The following is a 17149-nucleotide window of genomic DNA, read 5'->3' on the forward strand; positions in this document are numbered from 1 at the left end:
CGACCCGCCCCGCCCTACGTCCGCCGACCACCGCGCCCGATGATGGGCCGGTGGTCGGCGCGCTCCAGGGGTTCCTCACGATCGCGGCCGTCATCGGCTGCGGCTGGGTCCTGGCCGACCGCGGGGTGCTCGACCTCACGGCCCAGCGAGCGCTCGTCTCGGTCTCCTTCCTGCTGGCGACCCCGGCGCTCCTGCTGACGCTCATGGCCCGGACCCCGATCGGCCCGGCACTGACCCGCGGGTTGCTGGCGACGGCGCTCGCGGTCGCCGTCGTCGTCGTGCCCTACGTCGTCTGGGCGCTCGGCGTGGCGCGCCACGGGCTCGGCGAGACGGTCGTCGGGGCGCTGGCCGCGGGGTACGTCAACGCGGGCTACCTCGGTCTGCCCGTCGCGACGTACGTCCTCGGCGACGCGAGCCTCGTCGTCCCGACCCTGCTGCTCCAGGTGCTGATCCTGCAGCCGTTCGCGCTCGCCCTCCTCGACGTCGACGCTGCCCGCACCTCCGGCCGGGCGCGGTCGACGCGCGACCTGCTCCGGACGGCAGCGCTTCGGCCGGTGCGCAACCCGATCACCGTCGCGGCGCTCGCCGGGGCGCTGCTGTCGCTCACGGGGACCCAGCTGCCGGCGGTCGTCGCGGCGCCGGCCGGGCTCGTCGGCGCGGCGGCGGTCCCGACGATGCTCCTCGCCTACGGCGTGTCCCTGCGCCTGGGACCGCGGCTCACGGTGGGCGACCCGGAGGTCGTCCTCACGTCCGTGCTGAAGGCGCTCGTCCAGCCGCTCGCGGCGTTCCTCATCGCCCGGTTCGCGCTCGGCCTCGCCCCCGCGGTCGTGCTCGCCGTGACCGTCACCTCGGCGCTTCCCACGGCGCAGAACGTCTTCGCCCACGCCACCCGCTACCGGCGGGGGGAGACCGTGGCGCGCGACACCATCCTGCTGACGACGCTCGCCGCTGCCCCGGTGATCCTGCTCACCGCATCGGTCTTGGACTGACCGCGCGGCGGACGGTCCGCCATAATCACCCTTTCGGGTGTCGTCTACCCCGACGGGGAGGCGGCCGCTATCCTTCGATTGTGTCCAAGGTTTGACAAATGTCGGGTCGAGAGCACGGCCCCACCCCCGGGTGTCCCGTGCGTACCCGTGGCGAGGTGGTGTTCCGTGTACACGATTAAGCGCGCGTCCGAGATGACCGGGCTGACCGAGGGGACCCTCCGCGTCTGGGAGCGCCGGTACGGAATCGTCAAGCCGATGCGCTCCGAGGGCGGGTACCGGCTCTACGACGACGATGCAATCCGCACCATCTCGCTCGTGCACGGCCTGGTCCAGCAGGGCTGGTCCCCCAAGAACGCGAGCGCCGAGATCATCCGCCGCCGCGAGGACGGCCGCCACTTCCCGGTCGCGCCGCCGGAGGTCACGGCCACCCGTGAGATCGCCGAGGTCGACCTCCGCTTCCGTGGCCTCGTCGCCGCTGCTGCCGCCCTCGATCCCGTCGCCGCCGATCGCGAGCTCGACATCCACCTCGACCCCACCCGCTTCGAGGACGTCGCCGACAGCTGGCTCATGCCGGCGGTCCGCGCCCTCGGCACGGCGTGGTCCGACGGGCTGGTCACCATCGCCGGGGAGCACCTCGTCACCCGCGCGATCGCCCGGCGCCTGGCCACCGCCTACGACATCGCCGGCCGCAACGCGCAGTCCGGGGGCCGCCGCTTGGTCATCGGCCTGCCGCCCGGGCAGACCCACGAGATCGGCCTCATGGCGTTCGCGGTCCTCGCCCGGCGGGCCGGCATGAGCACGACGTACCTCGGCGCCGACCTGCCGAGCGGGGACTGGGCGATCGCTGCGAGCCGCCTCGTGCCGGACGCCATCGTCCTGTCGATCGCGCGGGAGGAGGACCTGCGCGGGCTCAACGCCGTCGCGACGACTGTGCGGGCGCACGCCCCGGGTGTCCGGATCGCCGTCGGTGGCCAGCAGCAGGATGACGCCCCCGAGCCGTGCATCCGTCTGGGGCACGAGCTCCTCCCAGCGGTCCACCGCCTCCAGGCCGTCCTCGACGGCGCCGACTGAGCACGGCCCCTCCGCGCGCCACCCCGGCGGTGGCAGAGTTGGGTCATGCGCATCGTCCCCCTGGCCGAGCTCGCGTCCCTCGTGCAGCAGGCCACCGCAGCGAGCCCCCAGCCCCGCATCGTCACCAGCGGCAACTTCGCCTCGCCGATCGAGACGCTCCAGGCGCTCGTCGGGCAGCTGGAGTCGTGCCGCCTCCACGCGCTCAACCCGCAGCCGGGGCTGCCGCTGCACGACGGCGTCGTTCCCGAGACGGCCTTCGTCGGCCCCGGGTTCCGGAAGAACCCCAGCCTGTCCTACGTCCCTGCCCGTCTCTCCCTCGTGCCGCGGCTGTTCGCCGGTCCGCTGCGCCCGGACGTCGTCGTCGTCCACACGACGGAGCCGCGGAACGGGAAGGTCTCGCTCGGCCTCGAGGTGAACATCCTCCCCGGCGCGATCGAGGCGGCGCGGGCGGCCGGTGCGCTCGTCGTCGCGCAGCTCAACCCGCGGATGCCGTGGACGTTCGGCGACGCGGAGGTCTCCGTCGAGGACATCGACCTCGGCGTCGAGGTGGACGCTCCCCTCGCGACGCACGTCGCGCCGGCCCCCGGGGACGATGCCGTCGAGATCGGATCGCGGGTGGCCGCCGAGGTCGGTGACGGCGCGACCCTGCAGGCCGGCATCGGCGAGGTGCCGGACGCGACCATCGCCCGGGTCGGCGACCGCCGCAACCTCCGCATCTGGACCGAGATGTTCAGCGACGGCGTCCTCGCCCTCGAGCGCGCCGGCGCCCTCGACCGTGGCGTGCCGATCACGACGAGCTTCATCTTCGGCAGCCAGGAGCTCTACGACTGGGTCGACGACAACCCGCGCATCCGGATGACGCGCACCGAGGTGACGAACGCCCCGTCGAGGATCGCGAAGCAACCGGCGATGACCTCGATCAACACCGCCCTGCAGGTCGACCTCTTCGACCAGGCGAACGCCTCGCGCATCCGCAACCGGATCTACTCCGGCTTCGGCGGGCAGACGGACTTCACCGTCGGCGCCATCCACTCCCCAGGCGGTCAGGCGTTCATGGCGCTGCGCTCGTGGCACCCGCGCGCGGACGTGAGCACGATCGTCCCGCTCATCTCCGAGCCGGTCACGTCGTTCCAGCACAGCGCCGTCGTCACCGAGCAGGGCGTCGCGTGGATGTGGGGGCACGACGAGAAGGCCCAGGCCCGCAACCTCATCGAGCAGGCCGCCCACCCGGACGTGCGCGAGGAGCTGTGGGAGGAAGCCCACGCGATGGGCAAGGCCTGACGGTCAGGCCCGGCGCTCCCGCGGCGCAAGGCCGCCCGCCGCGACCCGTGCGCCCACCACGGAGCCGACGAAGGACCCCACGAGGACTGCCGTGAGCGCCAGCCAGGGGAAGCCCACCACGCTCATCGACGGCAGGATCTGCCGCACCAGGAGCACTGACAGCCCTGTTCCGAGCACTCCCCCGGCCGTGGCCGCCGCCCCGATGATCGCACCCACCCGTACCGCGACCGAGCGAAGCCACGTCCGCCCCAGGCCCGCCGCGTTCATCGCGGCCATCAGGGGTCGAAGCGATCGCACCACGCCACGCATCCCAAGACCGGCCAGGAGTGCGACGAGAAGGCCGAACCCGGCCGCGGAGAGCTGGACGTCCACGGAGACCGGCAACGGTCCTCCCCTCCCCGTTGCCATGACGACGACCGGGTTCACGCCCACGCGCTCGGCCCACCCCGCCGCCGCACGATCCTGGCCCGGAGTGAGCCCCGTGTAGAGATAGACCGACTCCGCAGCGCGGGGCCGGCGCGCGGAGACGCGCACCTCGGCGATCCATCCCAGGTCCTCCGGGACCGAGATGGCGCCGGCCCGTTCGGTCGTCGTCAGGAGAACCCGGCCGCGATGCCGTAGCGCGCTCTCCTGCGTCGGCCCCAGTGGCCCGAAGATCCGACCGACATCGTCCGGCGTGGTCACGACCAGCACGGAGGCGCCGCGCCGCTCGTCCGAGACCAGCCATGTCCGGACGGGTCGCTGCTGGAGACCCACGTCCTTCCGGAACTCGGCGTGAAGATCAGCCCGGGGTGCCGTCTCGGGCGGGATCGCTCGGAACAGGGCCATCCCTGGTGGCATGCCCGTGCTCATGCGCTCGTTGAGGTGGGCCGTGAGAGCGGCAGCAACGCTGAACACGGACGCGACGACCGCCGTGAGCGTCGCCAGCGAGACGACCAAGGAGGCCAGGCCTCCCACCTGACCGCGAACGAGGCGCCGGGCCAAGAGGCCAGGACCGACGTCCCCGTCGCCGGGGACGACGACCAGGACGGCGGCCACCAAGAGCGCGGCGCTGGCGCTGGCGCACAGGACCACGATGAGGACCGCCGTGAAGGACGGGCCAAGCCCGGTGGCGCTCCAGGCAACGAGTCCCAGCAGCGCGGCCCCGGCGATGAGGGTTCTCGGCCGCGCGGGACGTCTCCGGGCGCGTCGCGGGCGAGGCATCCTCACGGCCATGGGGACGGCGAGGCCGAACGCCGTGACGACACCGAGGGTCAGGGGGGATCCCCACGCCTGCCACGGACCGATCGGAGCGGGGGAGAGCGAGCGGGACACGAGCCGCCAGAGGAGCGAGAGCACCTGCGCCCCGCCCCACGCGATCCCCAGGGTCACGCAGACCCCGCCCGCCGTGGCGACCGCCCCCGCATGCCGCAGCGCTGCGGCCGGGTACCCCAGACGGGTCAGCGGGGTCGTCGTCCGCCGGGTGAAACGCCCGAGAAGGGCGCCAGCCGCGAGCGACCCGACCGTCGTGGCGAGCAGGGCCGGAAGTCCCCGCTCGAGCCAGGGCTTGGCGCGGAACCCGGACAGGCTGTCGACGTACTCCTCGCGCACCTTCGAGGAGAACGGCGCCGCGCCGGCCGCGCGTTCCACCTCGGGGGCTGCCTGCATCGGCTCGCTTGCAGACCAGTACACGGTGCGGGCGGGGCTCGCGCCGGTGACACGCGCTTGATCGCGGCTGATCTCCCACCGGTTCCACGTGCCGGGTGCGCCATAGAGGGAGCGAGCGTCGGGTTGCCACACATCACGCAGCGTCCCGACCACCGTCAGATTCCACCGCCCGCGTGCCGCTCGGACCACGGTGCCGCGCGACAGGCCCAGACCCGGTGACGCGACGACCTCGCCGGGTCGGCGGGGCCATCGACCGCCATCGAGAACGAGCCGACCCTCCGTGCTCGGGTTGGGGTAGGGCTGCTCGACGTACATCGCAAACCACGCCCCGCCGTCGCCGGCCCACTGGACGTCGGAGGACAGGGCGTCGGCATCGATCCGTGCCGCGCCGACCGACGCCCGCAGCGGCGAGAAACGTTCTCCAGGGATGGGCGCCGTGGCCTCGGTCGACCCGTTCGACGAGCCGTAAGCCGCAACTGCTGACTGCTCGGGCGAGAGGTGACGCGCGGCGAGGATGAAGTAGCCCGTCCACCCCAGGAGTGCGGCTACGAGCAACGGAACGAGGGCGGCGCGGAACGTCCGCGCGCGACCGATCAGGGGGACGAGCTGTCGCGCGGCGGTGGCGTTCATGCGAGGACGCCGTCTCGGAGTGCCACCTGCCGGTGCGCGTACTCCCCGACCAGCAGGTCGTGGGTGCAGACCACGACGGCGGCTCCGGCCTCGGCGACCTCTCGGAGCAGCTCGAAGATCGACCGGCTGGTGGCCTCGTCCAAGGCGCCGGTGGGTTCGTCGGCCAAGACGATCCGCTTGCCACCGGCGAGAGCCCGGGCGATCCCGACCCGCTGCGCCTGGCCGCCAGAGATCTCCGACGGACGACGGTCGATCAGCTCGGCGATGCCGACCGACCCGAGGGCGTGCGCGGCGTGCCTACGGGCTGACTCGCCGTCCATCCCCCGCGCCCGAAGGACGACCTCGAGGTTCTCGCCGACCGTGAAGTCGGGCACGAGGTTGTGGTCCTGGAAGACCACGCCAACGTCCTGCAGCCGCAGCTCGGCCAGCTCGTCGGGCTCCGCGCCGACGACCTCGCGCCCGGCCATGCGGACTGTCCCGGAATCCGCCGGTTCCAAACCTGCGAGGATGTTGAGCAAGGTCGACTTCCCCGATCCGCTCGCGCCGGTGAGGCCGACGCACTCCCCCGCAGCGACGGTGAGGTCGGCCCCGGCCAGCACAGTCACCGTCTCGGCCGGCGTGACGAAGGCCTTGCGCAGGTCCCTTGCCTCGATCACCGGCGCCCCTTGTCTCGAGCTGTCGCCGGGCCGAGACTCGGCCCGGCGACATCGACGTGGGTTCCGGTCAGCATCCGCGCCCGAGCGCGAACGACGACATCTCGTCGTTGTCCAACCAGTTGAACTGGGCGTCGTTCTCCCACGGCTGCTCGTACCAGCACTTGCCCTGTCGGTTGCTGTCGTGCCAGAACGCCGCGCCCCAGCTGCTCCGGTTGCGCACGGAGCTCAGCGAGTCGTTGTTCACCGACGTGACGTTCCAGAACCCCGTCGTGCTGCGGGTGCCGATCAGCCCGCGGTAGTTCGAGTCGGCGTACAGGTACAGCGTTCCTGCGTCAGCTGCTGCGGGAACGGCGATGATGGAGGCGGCCGCAATCAGCCCCGCCCAGACGGACTTCCTCATGAGTGTCTCCCTCTACGTGGGAGGCCCTCTGCCCCCCTTCCTCTCCCCTCCCCCCCCTCCCCCCCCCCCCCCCCCCCCCCCCCCCCCCCCCCCCCCCCCCCCCCCCCCCCCCCCCCCCCCCCCCCCCCCCCCCCCCCCCCCCCCCCCCCCCCCCCCCCCCCCCCCCCCCCCCCCCCCCCCCCCCCCCCCCCCCCCCCCCCCCCCCCCCCCCCCCCCCCCCCCCCCCCCCCCCCCCCTNCTTCTACGACACGGTCATCGACGACTCGGCGGGCCCGACCCCCCCCGGCCGGGGGCGCCCCATGGTCGGGCCCCCCCCGCCCCTGGCCGTCCCCCCCGAACCCGGCCTGGGCGGGGCCGACCCCCCCCGCCTCCCCCCCCCCCCCCCCCCCCCGCCCCGGGCCCCCCCCCCCCCCCCCCCCCCCCCCCCAAAAAATACTAGCGCACACGCGCGCGCCGCACACGTGAATCCGGCGAGCCGGTGGAGTCGACAGGTTGTCCGGACAGGAGCACGCCTGCCGCACCCGACCCGCCGTGGGCAGCCTCAGCGGCGGCGGCGCTGGGCGGTCCCGAAGAGGCTGCGGGTGATCTCCCGGCCGATGACGGTGCCCGCCGAGCGCATCGCCGAGCGGAACGCGCTCGACTCGACGACCTGCTCGACGATCCCCTTGTCCGGCTCGGGCGCCCGCTGCGGGGCGGGAGCCGGCTGCGGCGCGGGCGTCGTGCCTGCGGGCACCTCCGGCGCGTCGGCGTCCTTGAGCCGCTGGGCGAGGATCTCGTAGGCGGACTCCCGGTCGACCGCCTCCGCGTAGCGTCCCGCGAGCGTCGAACCCGCGACGAGCTGGTCGAGGGTGCCCTGGTCGGCGGGGGCCATCCGGGACTGCGGCGCACGGAGCATCGTCCACGCGACGGGGGTCGGGGTGCCGCGCTCGGACAGGACGGTGACGACCGCCTCGCCGGTGCCGAGCTCGGTGAGCAGCTTCTCGAGGTCGTACTCGGTGTTCGGGTAGGTCTTCACCGTCTGCTTGATCGCCTTCGCGTCGTCGGGGGTGAAGGCGCGCAGCGCGTGCTGGACCCGGTTGCCGAGCTGGGCCAGCACGTCCGCGGGCACGTCCTTCGGCGACTGGGTGACGAAGAAGACGCCGACGCCCTTGGAGCGGATGAGCCGGACCGTCTGCTCGATGGCGTTCTCGAACGCCTTGCTGGCGTCCTCGAAGAGCAGGTGCGCCTCGTCGAGGAAGAAGACGAGCTTCGGCTTGTCGGGGTCCCCGACCTCGGGCAGGTCGTGGAAGAGGTCGGCGAGCAGCCACATGAGGAACGTCGAGAACAGCGCAGGACGGTCCTGGACGCCGGGGAGCTCGAGGCACGTGATGATCCCGCGGCCGTCGGCGTCCGTGCGCAGCAGGTCGGCCGTGTCGAACTCGGGCTCGCCGAAGAAGACGTCCGCCCCCTGGTCCTCGAACGCGACGAGCTGGCGCAGGATGACTCCGGCCGTCGCCTTGCTCAGACCGCCGAGCCCGGCCAGGTCAGCCTTGCCCTCGGGCGAGGTGAGATGGGTCAGGAGGGAGCGGAGGTCCTTGAGGTCGAGAAGGGCGAGGCCCTTCTCGTCGGCGAAGTGGAAGACCAGCCCCAGGCTCGACTCCTGCGTGTCGTTGAGCCCGAGGACCTTGCTCAGCAGCGTCGGGCCGAAGGACGTGACCGTCGCCCGCACGGGGGTGCCCGTGCCCTTGCCGCCGAGGGTGAGCAGCTCGACCGGGTTGCCCGTCGGCGTCCACTGCTGGCCCACCTTCCCCGCGCGGTCGGTGATCCGGTCGTTCGGCTCGCCCGGCACCGCCAAGCCGGACAGGTCGCCCTTGACGTCCGCGAGGAAGACCGGCACGCCCTGGGCGCTCAGCTGCTCGGCCATGAGCTGGAGGGTCTTCGTCTTGCCCGTCCCGGTGGCGCCGGCGACGAGCCCGTGCCGGTTGAGGACGGACAGCGGGACCCGCACGGGCGTGTCGGCGTGGGGCTGGCCGTCGACGACGGCCGCACCGAGGTCGAGCGCGGTGCCCTCGAAGGTGTAACCCGCGCGGATCGTCTCGAGGAGGTCAGGGGTGCTCTTCGGCTCGCTCACGCTCGCGACCCTAACCGCCGTGACCGCCCCGCGACGGAGACGTTGCCAAGAGGTGACGTCCTCGACCGCCCGGGCGCAGGTGCCTCACAGGCGGGCCCGCCTATGGTGGACAGCGTGATCTTCAAGGCGGTGGGTGACTCGCGCCCGTACCCGGACCACGGTCTGCGGACGGCGCGCGACTGGTCGACCATCCCGCCGCGCATGGTTCGGCTCGACGAGCTCATCACGACGAAGTCGACGCTCGACCTGCACAACCTCCTCGCCGAGGACTCGACGTTCTACGGCGACCTCTTCCCCCACGTCGTCGTGTGGCGGGGCCGGTCGTTCCTCGAGGACGGCCTGCACCGTGCGCTGCGGGCCGCGCTGCACGGCCGGCCGGCGGTACACGCCCGCGTCCTCGTCGTCGAGTGACGCCGTGAGCGACCGGCGGGAGCACGACGACACGTTCGAGGAGCCGGACGAGCACGGGGCCGAGGCGGCCGACGACGCGCTCACCCGCCCGCAGCCCACGGCGTCGCGGGGTGCGACCGCCCGCGCGGCGCGCGAGGACGGGGTGATCACCGCTGGCCGCTCGGCCCGCGAGCGCCGGCGCCGGGTCCTCACGACGTTCCTCGTCGTCGTCCTCGGGGCCTTCTTCGTCTTCTGGTACGCGTACTCGTACGTCCGCGACGACGGCCGCGAGGTGAGCTCGGGCGGGTGCACGCCGGGGCTGGAGCCGTCGAAGATCAGCGTCAACGTCTACAACGCGAGCACCCGCGAAGGTGCGGCAGCGAAGACCGCCGACCAGCTGCGGGCCCGAGGGTTCGTCGTGCTGCGCGCCGTGAACGAGCCGACCGGGCGCAAGTACGGGGGGAAGGCGCTCCTGCGCTACGGGCAGGCGGGCCAGCGCGGGGCGTACACCCTCTCCCGGCACGTCGTCGGCGTGGAGCGGGACCCCGGCGCGCGCTCGGACGCCTCGGTCGACCTCCTCATCGGACAGTCGTTCCGCGGGCTGAAGACCCCGCCACCGGCGCAGACCTGCAACTGACGCCGCTCGGCGGGCGTGGGCGCCGGGGACACGGACCACGAAGCCCCCGGACCGACGTGGGTCCGGGGGCTTCGTCGTGCCCTGGAGCAGGGCGCTGGCGGTGGCGGAGGGATTTGAACCCTCGGTGGGCGTAAACCCACAAACGCTTTCGAGGCGTTCTCCTTAGGCCGCTCGGACACGCCACCGCGGGGGATACTACAGCCCCGGCGCGTCCGCCCCGAACCCGGCGTCGCGCCGGGTGGCGAAGAACGACAGCAGCGGGGCGGCGCACTCGTGCTCGAGGACACCCCCGACGACCTCCGGCCGGTGCGTGACCCGCCGGTCGCGGGGGATGTCCCACACCGACCCGCACGCACCGGCCTTCTCGTCCCAGGCGCCGAAGACGATCCGCCCGACGCGCGCGGCCACCGCAGCGCCGGCGCACATCGGGCACGGCTCGAGGGTGACGGCCAGGGTGCAGCCATCCAGGCGCCACTCGCCGCGCGCGGCAGCGGCCGCCCGCAGCGCGACGACCTCGGCGTGGCCCGTCGGATCGGCGTCCCGTTCCCGGACGTTGAAGCCGCACCCGAGGACCGTCCCCCCGGCATCGACGACGACCGCGCCGACGGGCACGTCGCCGGCCGGGCCCGCCCCCGCAGCCTCGGCGAGCGCCAGACGGACCAGCTCCTCGTCGCCGTCCCGGATCATGCGTCCAGTGTCCCCCGCTCGCCGGGCTCGGGCGCGGCCGCCGGGTAGGTTCGGCCCATGCGCGTGCACGTCGCGGACCACCCGCTCATCGCCCACAAGCTCACCTACCTGCGGGACGAGCGGACCGACTCGCCCACCTTCCGGCGCCTGGCCGACGAGCTCGTCACCCTCCTGGCGTACGAGGCAACGCGGGAGGTGCGCACGAGCGAGGTCGAGGTGAGCACCCCGGTCGCGACGGCGACGGGCGTGCACCTGTCCGACCCGAAGCCGGTCGTCGTGCCGATCCTGCGCGCCGGGTTGGGGATGCTCGACGGCATGGTGCGCCTCCTGCCGACCGCGGAGGTCGGCTTCCTCGGGATGCTCCGGGACGAGGAGACGCTCGAGGCCGTCGCGTACGCCAACCGGCTGCCGGAGGACCTGTCCGGCCGTCAGTGCTACGTCCTCGACCCGATGCTCGCGACCGGGGGCACGCTCGCCATGACGATCCAGTTCCTCGCCGAGCGGGGCGCCGACGACATCACCGCCGTGACGCTGCTGTCGGCGCCGGAGGGCATCGAGGCGCTACGGGGTCATGTCGACGACCTCAACGTGCCCGTCACCCTGGTCACGGCGGCCGTCGACGAGCGGCTCAACGACAAGGGGTACATCGTCCCCGGGCTCGGCGACGCCGGCGACCGGCTGTACGGGATCGCGCGCGCCACGATCGACTGACCCACCCCCGCCTGCGCGCATGGCTACGGCAATTGCGCGCGCAATTGTCGTACGCGCGTGAAATGTCGCGCGCAGATGGCAATTGCGCGCGCAATTGCGGGTGCGCGTGTCGTGGCGAGGTCGCTCGTGTCACACGTGCCACACTCGTCCCGTCGTGCGGCCACCCGGGTCGCCGTGAGCTGCCCGAGGAGGACCGATGTCGACGCCGCCGATCAAGAAGATCGTCCTCTGGCTCCTCACGATCTTCCTCGTCTACGCGATCCTTACGTCGCCGAACCAGGCCGCCGACATCGTCTCGACCGTCTGGGACATGATCGTCACCGCGGTCCGCAACATCGGCCAGTTCTTCGACGCCCTCCTCTCGCGGTCCTGACGGGAGCCGGCCGGTGACGCGCCGCCCGCCCGTCGTCGACGACGACCCCGCGCTGCGGCGCTACCTGGTCGCCGGGGAGCACGTCGTCACCTCGATCCGACGCCACCCCGTCGTGCTCATCATCCCCAGCGCGGCGGCGATCACCGCGCTCGCGCTCGCCCAGCAGGTGGACGTCCGCACCCCCGCGAGCGCCGAACGTGCGGCGGACATCCTGTGGTACGTCGCCTTGGGCGTCCTCGCGTGGGCGCTGTGGCGCTGGTTCGACTGGGCCCGCACCCGCTTCGTCGCCACGGACAAGCGGCTGCTGCTGCTCCACGGGCTCCTCGTCCGCAAGGTGTCGATGATGCCGCTGGCGAAGGTCACGGACATGACGTACGACCGCTCCATCCCCGGCCGCCTGTTCGGCTGGGGGACCTTCGTCCTCGAGTCCGCCGGCCAGGACCAGGCCCTGAGCGAGATCCACTTCGTCCCCCACCCCGACGCGAACTACCGGGCGATCTGCGCGGAGCTCTTCGGTGCCGAGCGGGACGAGCAACTCCTCGACCCCTACGCCGACGAGGCCGGCGACCCCTATCTCGACCCGGTCGAGCGGCTGCCCAGCCACGACGAGCTGCTCACATGGCACGACGCCGACGCGGCACCGCCGAGGAGGGAGTACCCTTGGCGGCCGCGCACCGGGGCCGGGGTTCGCCTCGGGCCGGACGACGACACGATGGAGCTGCCCGTGGTCACCCGGCCCGGGGGCCGTCGTGAACGACGAGGGTGACCACGGCGGCGCCTCGTGGGACCGAGAGGAACGCAGGCATGAACATGCTGCGCACCAAATCCATCGAGCAGACCATCCGCGAGGGTGACGAGCCGGAGTACCAGCTCAAGCGCACCCTCTCCGCCCTCGACCTCACCGTCTTCGGCGTCGGTGTCGTCATTGGCGCGGGCATCTTCACCCTCACCGGGCGCGCCGCCCAGGAGGTCGCCGGCCCGGCCGTCGTCATCTCGTTCGTCATCGCCGCGACGGCCTGCGCCCTCGCCGCGCTGTGCTACGCCGAGTTCGCCTCCGCGGTCCCCGTGTCCGGGTCGGCGTACACCTTCTCCTACGCCTCCCTCGGCGAGATCGTCGCGTGGATCATCGGCTGGGACCTGCTGCTCGAGATGCTCCTGGGCGCCTCGGTCGTGGCCCAGGGCTGGTCGGCCTACCTCGGGGTGTTCCTCGAGCGCCTCGGCCTGGCCGTCCCCGAGCAGGTGGCGTACGGCTCGCGGTTCGACCTCCCGGCCTTCCTCCTCGTGCTCGTCCTGACGGCCCTCGTCGCGTTCGGCATCAAGGAGTCGCTACGGGTCAACCTCGTCCTCGTGGCCGTCAAGGTCTTCATCGTCCTGTTCGTCATCACCGCCGGTATCGGCTTCATCAACACGGCGAACTACACGCCGTTCGTCCCGCCGGCCAAGCCGTCCGAGGCGATGTCGTCCATGCAGGCGCCGCTCATCGAGTACCTCTTCGGCTTCGCCCCGAGCCACTACGGCCTCATGGGCATCTTCGCCGGCGCCTCGCTCGTCTTCTTCGCCTACATCGGGTTCGACGCCGTCGCGACGACGGCGGAGGAAGCCAAGAACCCCCAGCGCGACCTGCCGATCGGCATCATCGCCTCGCTCGTCATCTGCACGTTCCTCTACTCGGCGGTCGCGCTCGTCATCACGGGCATGGTGCGGTACGACCAGATCGACCCGAAGGCCGCGCTCGCGACGGCGTTCACCGACGTCGGCAAGCCGGGGTACGCGACGCTCATCGCCGCCGGTGCCGTCGCCGGTCTGACGACCGTCGTCATGACCCTGCTCATCGGCGCGACGCGCGTCCTGTTCGCGATGAGCCGTGACCGCCTCATCCCCCCGGCCCTCGGCCGGACGAACGCGCGGACGGGCACGCCGGTCCTGCTCACCGTCGTCGTCGGTACCGCCGTCGCGTTCACGGCCGCGCTGACGAAGGTCGGCGTCCTCGAGTACATGGTCAACATCGGCACGCTGTCGGCGTTCGTCCTCGTCTCGATCGCCGTGCCCGTGCTGCGTCGCAAGCGCCCCGACATGGAGCGCCCGTTCAAGGTCCCGTTCAGCCCCGTGCTGCCGATCCTCTCGGCACTGATCTGCACCTACCTCATGCTCACGCTGCCGGTCGAGACGTGGCTGCGATTCCTCGTCTGGATGGCGCTCGGCCTGGTCATCTACCTCGCATACGGCTACCGGCGCTCCCGGCTGTCGGGCAACGCGGCCGAGGGCGACCTGCCGAGCATGACGTCGACCTGATCGACCCTGCCGACCGCGGCCCGTCCCCGACCCGGGGGCGGGCCGTTGGCGTTCGGGCTCGGCGGGCACCGGCCATGGACGAGGGCCCGTGCCTGGTCGGCACGGGCCCCTCGCTGGCCGCACGGGCCCGCTCGTCAGAGCGCCTTGAGGATGTCCTCGACGCGGTCCTTCGCGTCCCCGAAGAGCATCTGGGTGTTCTCCCGGAAGAAGAGCGGGTTCTGCACGCCCGCGTACCCCGTGCTCATCGACCGCTTGAAGACGATGACGTCCTTGGCGTGCCACACCTCGAGGACCGGCATCCCCGCGATCGGGCTGCTCGGGTCCTCGGAGGCCGCGGGATTGACCGTGTCGTTGGCGCCGATGACGAGGACGACATCGGTGTCGGCGAGGTCGTCGTTGATCTCGTCCATCTCGAGGACGATGTCGTAGGGCACCTTCGCCTCGGCGAGGAGGACGTTCATGTGGCCCGGCAGGCGCCCGGCGACCGGGTGGATGCCGAACCGGACCTCGACCCCGCGCTCGCGCAGCTGCCGGGTGAGCTCGGCGACCGGGTACTGCGCCTGGGCGACGGCCATCCCGTACCCGGGGGTGATGACGACCGACGAGGCGTCCTTGAGCAGCTCGGCCGCGCCCGCGGCGTCGATCTCCCGGTGCTCGCCGTAGTCCTTCGCCTCGCCGGAGACGGCCCCGTCGCTGCCGAACCCCCCGGCGATGACGTTGAGGAAGGAGCGGTTCATCGCCTTGCACATGATGTAGCTGAGGTATGCGCCGGAGGACCCGACGAGCGCACCGACGACGATGAGCAGGTCGTTGTCGAGCATGAAGCCCGAGGCCGCGGCCGCCCAGCCCGAGTAGCTGTTGAGCATCGACACGACCACCGGCATGTCGCCACCACCGATGCTCGCCACGAGGTGGAACCCGAGCGCCAGCGCGATGACCGTCATGACGATGAGCAGCGGCAGGTTCGGCCAGATGACGAAGACGACCGTGAGGACGACGAACAGCGCGAGCGCCGCCAGGTTGAGCAGGTTGTGGTGCGGCAGCATGAGCGGCGCGGACTTCATCTTCCCGCTCAGCTTGAGGTAGGCGACGATCGAGCCGGTGAAGGTCACCGCACCGATGAAGACGCCGATGAAGACCTCGGCGTCGTGGATGCCGAGCATCGAGGACGCGGCGAGCTCGTCGTGCAGCAGCTGGTCGCCGTGCACCTCGAGGAACGAGTTGTAGCCCACGAGCACGGCCGCCAGGCCGACGAAGCTGTGCATGAGGGCGATGAGCTCAGGCATCCCCGTCATCTCGACGACGCGGGCGCGCCAGATGCCGATGGCGGCACCGATCGCCATCGCGACGAGCAGGAGGAGCAGGCCGATCCACGCGGCGCCGGACTCGAGACGGACGGCCCGGTCGACCAGGAGCGCGAGCGTGGCGAGGACGGCGATGGACATGCCCGCGATGCCGAGCCAGTTGCCCTGCCGGGCGCTCTCGTGCTTCGACAGCCCGGCCAGGGAGAGGATGAACAGCAGCGCCGCGAGGACGTAGGCGGCGGTGGTCAGGGAGACGATCTGCACGGGTCAGGCCTTCCGGAACATCGAGAGCATCCGCTGCGTCACGGTGAACCCACCGAAGACATTGATGCTGGCGAGCAGGACCGCGAGGAACGCGATGACCTGGATGATCGGGTCGTCATCGGTGATCTGGGTCATCGCACCGATGAGGATGATCCCGGAGATCGCGTTCGTCACCGACATGAGCGGCGTGTGCAGCGCGTGGTGCACGTTGCCGATCACGTAGTAGCCGATGACGACGGCGAGCATGAAGACGGTGACGTTGGCGAGGATCGCCGGCGGGGCGAACCCCATGACGAGCAGGAACACCAGCGCGGCGGCACCGATCGCACCCCAGCGTGCCGCGGGGCTCATCGGCGCCTTGGCGGCGGGCTCGGGCGCGGACGCACCCCCGGCAGCCGGCGCGGGGCTCGCCGCGGTCGCGGCGGCCGAGACCTGGACCGGCGGCGGCGGCCACAGCGTCTCGCCGCCGCTGGTCACCGTCATGCCGCGCACGACGACGTCGTCGAGGTCGATGACGAGCTGGCCGTCCTTCTCCGGCGTCATCAGCGTGAGCATGTTGACGACGTTCGTGCCGTAGAGCTGGCTGGCCTGGGTGGGCAGCCGCGCCGGGAGGTCGGTGTAGCCCAGGATCGTCACGCCGTTGGCGGTGACGACCTTCTCGTCGGCGACGGAGCCCGCGACGTTGCCGCCGCTGCCGGCCGCCATGTCGACGATGACGCTGCCGGGCTTCATCGAGGCGACCATCTCCTCGGTGATGAGGCGGGGCGCCTGCCGACCCGGGATGAGGGCCGTCGTGATGATGATGTCGACCTCGGCCGCCTGCTGCGCGTAGAGCGCGGCGGCCTTGCGGTTGAAGTCCTCCGTGGCCTCCTTCGCGTAGCCGTCGCTCGAGGCCTCGGCCTCGGCGGCGTCGCGCTCGACCTCGAGGAACTCCGCGCCCATCGACTCGACCTGCTCGCCGACCTCCGGGCGGATGTCGAACGCGCGGACGATCGCGCCGAGGCTGTTCGCCGTGCCGATCGCGGCCAGGCCCGCGACGCCGGCGCCGCAGACGAGGACCTTCGCGGGCGGGACCTTGCCCGCGGCCGTGACCTGACCGGTGAAGAGCGAGCCGAACTCGTGCGCGGCCTCCACGACGGCCCGGTACCCGGCGATGTTCGCCATCGACGACAGCACGTCCAGCGCCTGGGCGCGCGAGATCCGCGGCACGGCGTCCATCGCCAGGGCGGTGACCTTGCGGTCGGTGAGCGCCTGCACGAGGTCGGGCGAGGTCGCCGGGGCCAGCAGGCTCGCGAGGGTCGCGCCCTCCCGCAGCCGGCCGATCTCCGCCGGGCTCGGGGCGTTGACCTTCGTCACGAGGTCCGCGCCCCATGCCTCCTCGGCCGATCCGACGGTGGCCCCGGCCGCCTCGTACGCCGCGTCGGAGAAGGCCGCTGCGGCCCCCGCACCCGACTCGATGACGACGTCGTAGCCGAGCTTGACGAGCCGCTCGACGGTCTTGGGGGTCGCCGCGACGCGTGTCTCACCCGCTCGGGACTCCTTGGGCACTCCCAGTCGCACTGCCGCTCCTCGGGGTCGGTCGGGCCACCCGGCTCTGGGTGGTCGAAGGCAACCTATTGTGCCCGGGCGCCCCCTGTCGTCAGATGTGACGGCGGCAATACCCGATACCGCGAGTTCCGGTCAGTTTCGGGACGATCGTCCCAACAT

General features: G+C 72.3%; 16 protein-coding genes and 1 tRNA gene. 9 read left to right on the forward strand and 8 right to left on the reverse strand.

Features of this window, described 5'->3' with window-relative positions; all coding sequences use genetic code 11:
- Positions 1-50: 50 nt before the first annotated feature.
- The 3 genes from DAA34_RS02210 to DAA34_RS02220 all read left to right on the forward strand — a co-directional run bounded on the left by DAA34_RS02210 (position 51) and on the right by DAA34_RS02220 (position 3341).
- Complete coding sequence (locus DAA34_RS02210; RefSeq protein WP_106817426.1) at positions 51-989, forward strand: AEC family transporter; 939 nt, start codon at positions 51-53, stop codon at positions 987-989.
- A gap of 165 nt (positions 990-1154) precedes the next feature.
- Positions 1155-2060, forward strand: a complete 906-nt coding sequence (locus DAA34_RS12585) for a MerR family transcriptional regulator (RefSeq protein ID WP_158707559.1) — start codon at positions 1155-1157, stop codon at positions 2058-2060.
- A 45-nt stretch (positions 2061-2105) separates the two neighbouring features.
- Positions 2106-3341 (forward strand): acetyl-CoA hydrolase/transferase family protein, encoded by a 1236-nt coding sequence (locus DAA34_RS02220; protein WP_106817428.1) that lies wholly within the window; start codon positions 2106-2108, stop codon positions 3339-3341.
- Between the two features lie 3 nt (positions 3342-3344).
- On the opposite strand, the gene DAA34_RS02225 is transcribed toward DAA34_RS02220, so the two are convergent.
- The 4 genes from DAA34_RS02225 to DAA34_RS02245 form a co-directional block, all read right to left on the reverse strand.
- Positions 3345-5618 (reverse strand): hypothetical protein, encoded by a 2274-nt coding sequence (locus DAA34_RS02225; RefSeq protein ID WP_106817429.1) that lies wholly within the window; start codon positions 5616-5618, stop codon positions 3345-3347.
- Positions 5615-6274 (reverse strand): ABC transporter ATP-binding protein, encoded by a 660-nt coding sequence (locus DAA34_RS02230; protein ID WP_106817430.1) that lies wholly within the window; start codon positions 6272-6274, stop codon positions 5615-5617. The genes DAA34_RS02225 and DAA34_RS02230 overlap by 4 nt, the downstream gene beginning before the upstream one ends.
- 67 nt (positions 6275-6341) lie before the next feature.
- Positions 6342-6674 carry a hypothetical protein gene (locus DAA34_RS02235; RefSeq protein ID WP_199847400.1) on the reverse strand — a complete coding sequence of 111 codons (333 nt, stop codon included), beginning with the start codon at positions 6672-6674 and terminating at the stop codon, positions 6342-6344.
- A 541-nt stretch (positions 6675-7215) separates the two neighbouring features.
- Positions 7216-8784 (reverse strand): helicase HerA-like domain-containing protein, encoded by a 1569-nt coding sequence (locus tag DAA34_RS02245; RefSeq protein ID WP_106817431.1) that lies wholly within the window; start codon positions 8782-8784, stop codon positions 7216-7218.
- A gap of 114 nt (positions 8785-8898) precedes the next feature.
- Between DAA34_RS02245 and DAA34_RS02250 the strand changes: the two genes are divergently transcribed.
- A complete protein-coding gene (locus DAA34_RS02250) occupies positions 8899-9195 on the forward strand; it encodes a type II toxin-antitoxin system VapB family antitoxin (RefSeq protein WP_106817432.1) in 297 nt (98 codons plus the stop codon).
- Between the two features lie 4 nt (positions 9196-9199).
- Positions 9200-9811 (forward strand): LytR C-terminal domain-containing protein, encoded by a 612-nt coding sequence (locus DAA34_RS02255; protein ID WP_158707560.1) that lies wholly within the window; start codon positions 9200-9202, stop codon positions 9809-9811.
- 95 nt (positions 9812-9906) lie between these two features.
- Here the strand turns inward: DAA34_RS02255 and DAA34_RS02260 are convergent.
- Together DAA34_RS02260 and DAA34_RS02265 are read right to left on the reverse strand one after the other, a co-directional pair.
- A tRNA-Ser gene (locus DAA34_RS02260) sits at positions 9907-9996 on the reverse strand.
- A gap of 10 nt (positions 9997-10006) precedes the next feature.
- The gene (locus DAA34_RS02265; RefSeq protein ID WP_106817434.1) at positions 10007-10498 is read right to left on the reverse strand and encodes a nucleoside deaminase; all 492 of its coding nucleotides are present in this window, start codon (positions 10496-10498) and stop codon (positions 10007-10009) included.
- Between the two features lie 57 nt (positions 10499-10555).
- Between DAA34_RS02265 and upp the strand changes: the two genes are divergently transcribed.
- From upp to DAA34_RS02280, 4 genes are all read left to right on the forward strand, one after another.
- Entirely contained in the window at positions 10556-11209 is a 654-nt protein-coding gene (gene upp, locus DAA34_RS02270; protein ID WP_106817435.1) for a uracil phosphoribosyltransferase, read from the forward strand.
- 196 nt (positions 11210-11405) lie between these two features.
- Positions 11406-11582, forward strand: coding sequence for a hypothetical protein (locus DAA34_RS12235; RefSeq protein WP_199847401.1), 177 nt, complete (start codon positions 11406-11408; stop codon positions 11580-11582).
- Between the two features lie 13 nt (positions 11583-11595).
- Positions 11596-12348, forward strand: coding sequence for a PH domain-containing protein (locus DAA34_RS02275; RefSeq protein ID WP_106817436.1), 753 nt, complete (start codon positions 11596-11598; stop codon positions 12346-12348).
- 38 nt (positions 12349-12386) lie between these two features.
- On the forward strand, positions 12387-13874 hold the full coding sequence (locus DAA34_RS02280; RefSeq protein WP_106817437.1) for an amino acid permease: 1488 nt from the start codon (positions 12387-12389) through the stop codon (positions 13872-13874).
- A gap of 134 nt (positions 13875-14008) precedes the next feature.
- Here DAA34_RS02280 and pntB read toward each other — a convergent pair whose 3' ends face one another.
- Both pntB and DAA34_RS02290 read right to left on the reverse strand, forming a co-directional pair.
- A complete protein-coding gene (gene pntB / locus DAA34_RS02285; protein ID WP_106817438.1) occupies positions 14009-15442 on the reverse strand; it encodes a Re/Si-specific NAD(P)(+) transhydrogenase subunit beta in 1434 nt (477 codons plus the stop codon).
- Between the two features lie 3 nt (positions 15443-15445).
- Positions 15446-17002, reverse strand: a complete 1557-nt coding sequence (locus tag DAA34_RS02290) for a Re/Si-specific NAD(P)(+) transhydrogenase subunit alpha (RefSeq protein WP_106817439.1) — start codon at positions 17000-17002, stop codon at positions 15446-15448.
- Positions 17003-17149: the final 147 nt, after the last annotated feature.

This window comes from Janibacter massiliensis, from assembly GCF_900289115.1.
Taxonomy (GTDB): domain Bacteria; phylum Actinomycetota; class Actinomycetes; order Actinomycetales; family Dermatophilaceae; genus Janibacter_A; species Janibacter_A massiliensis.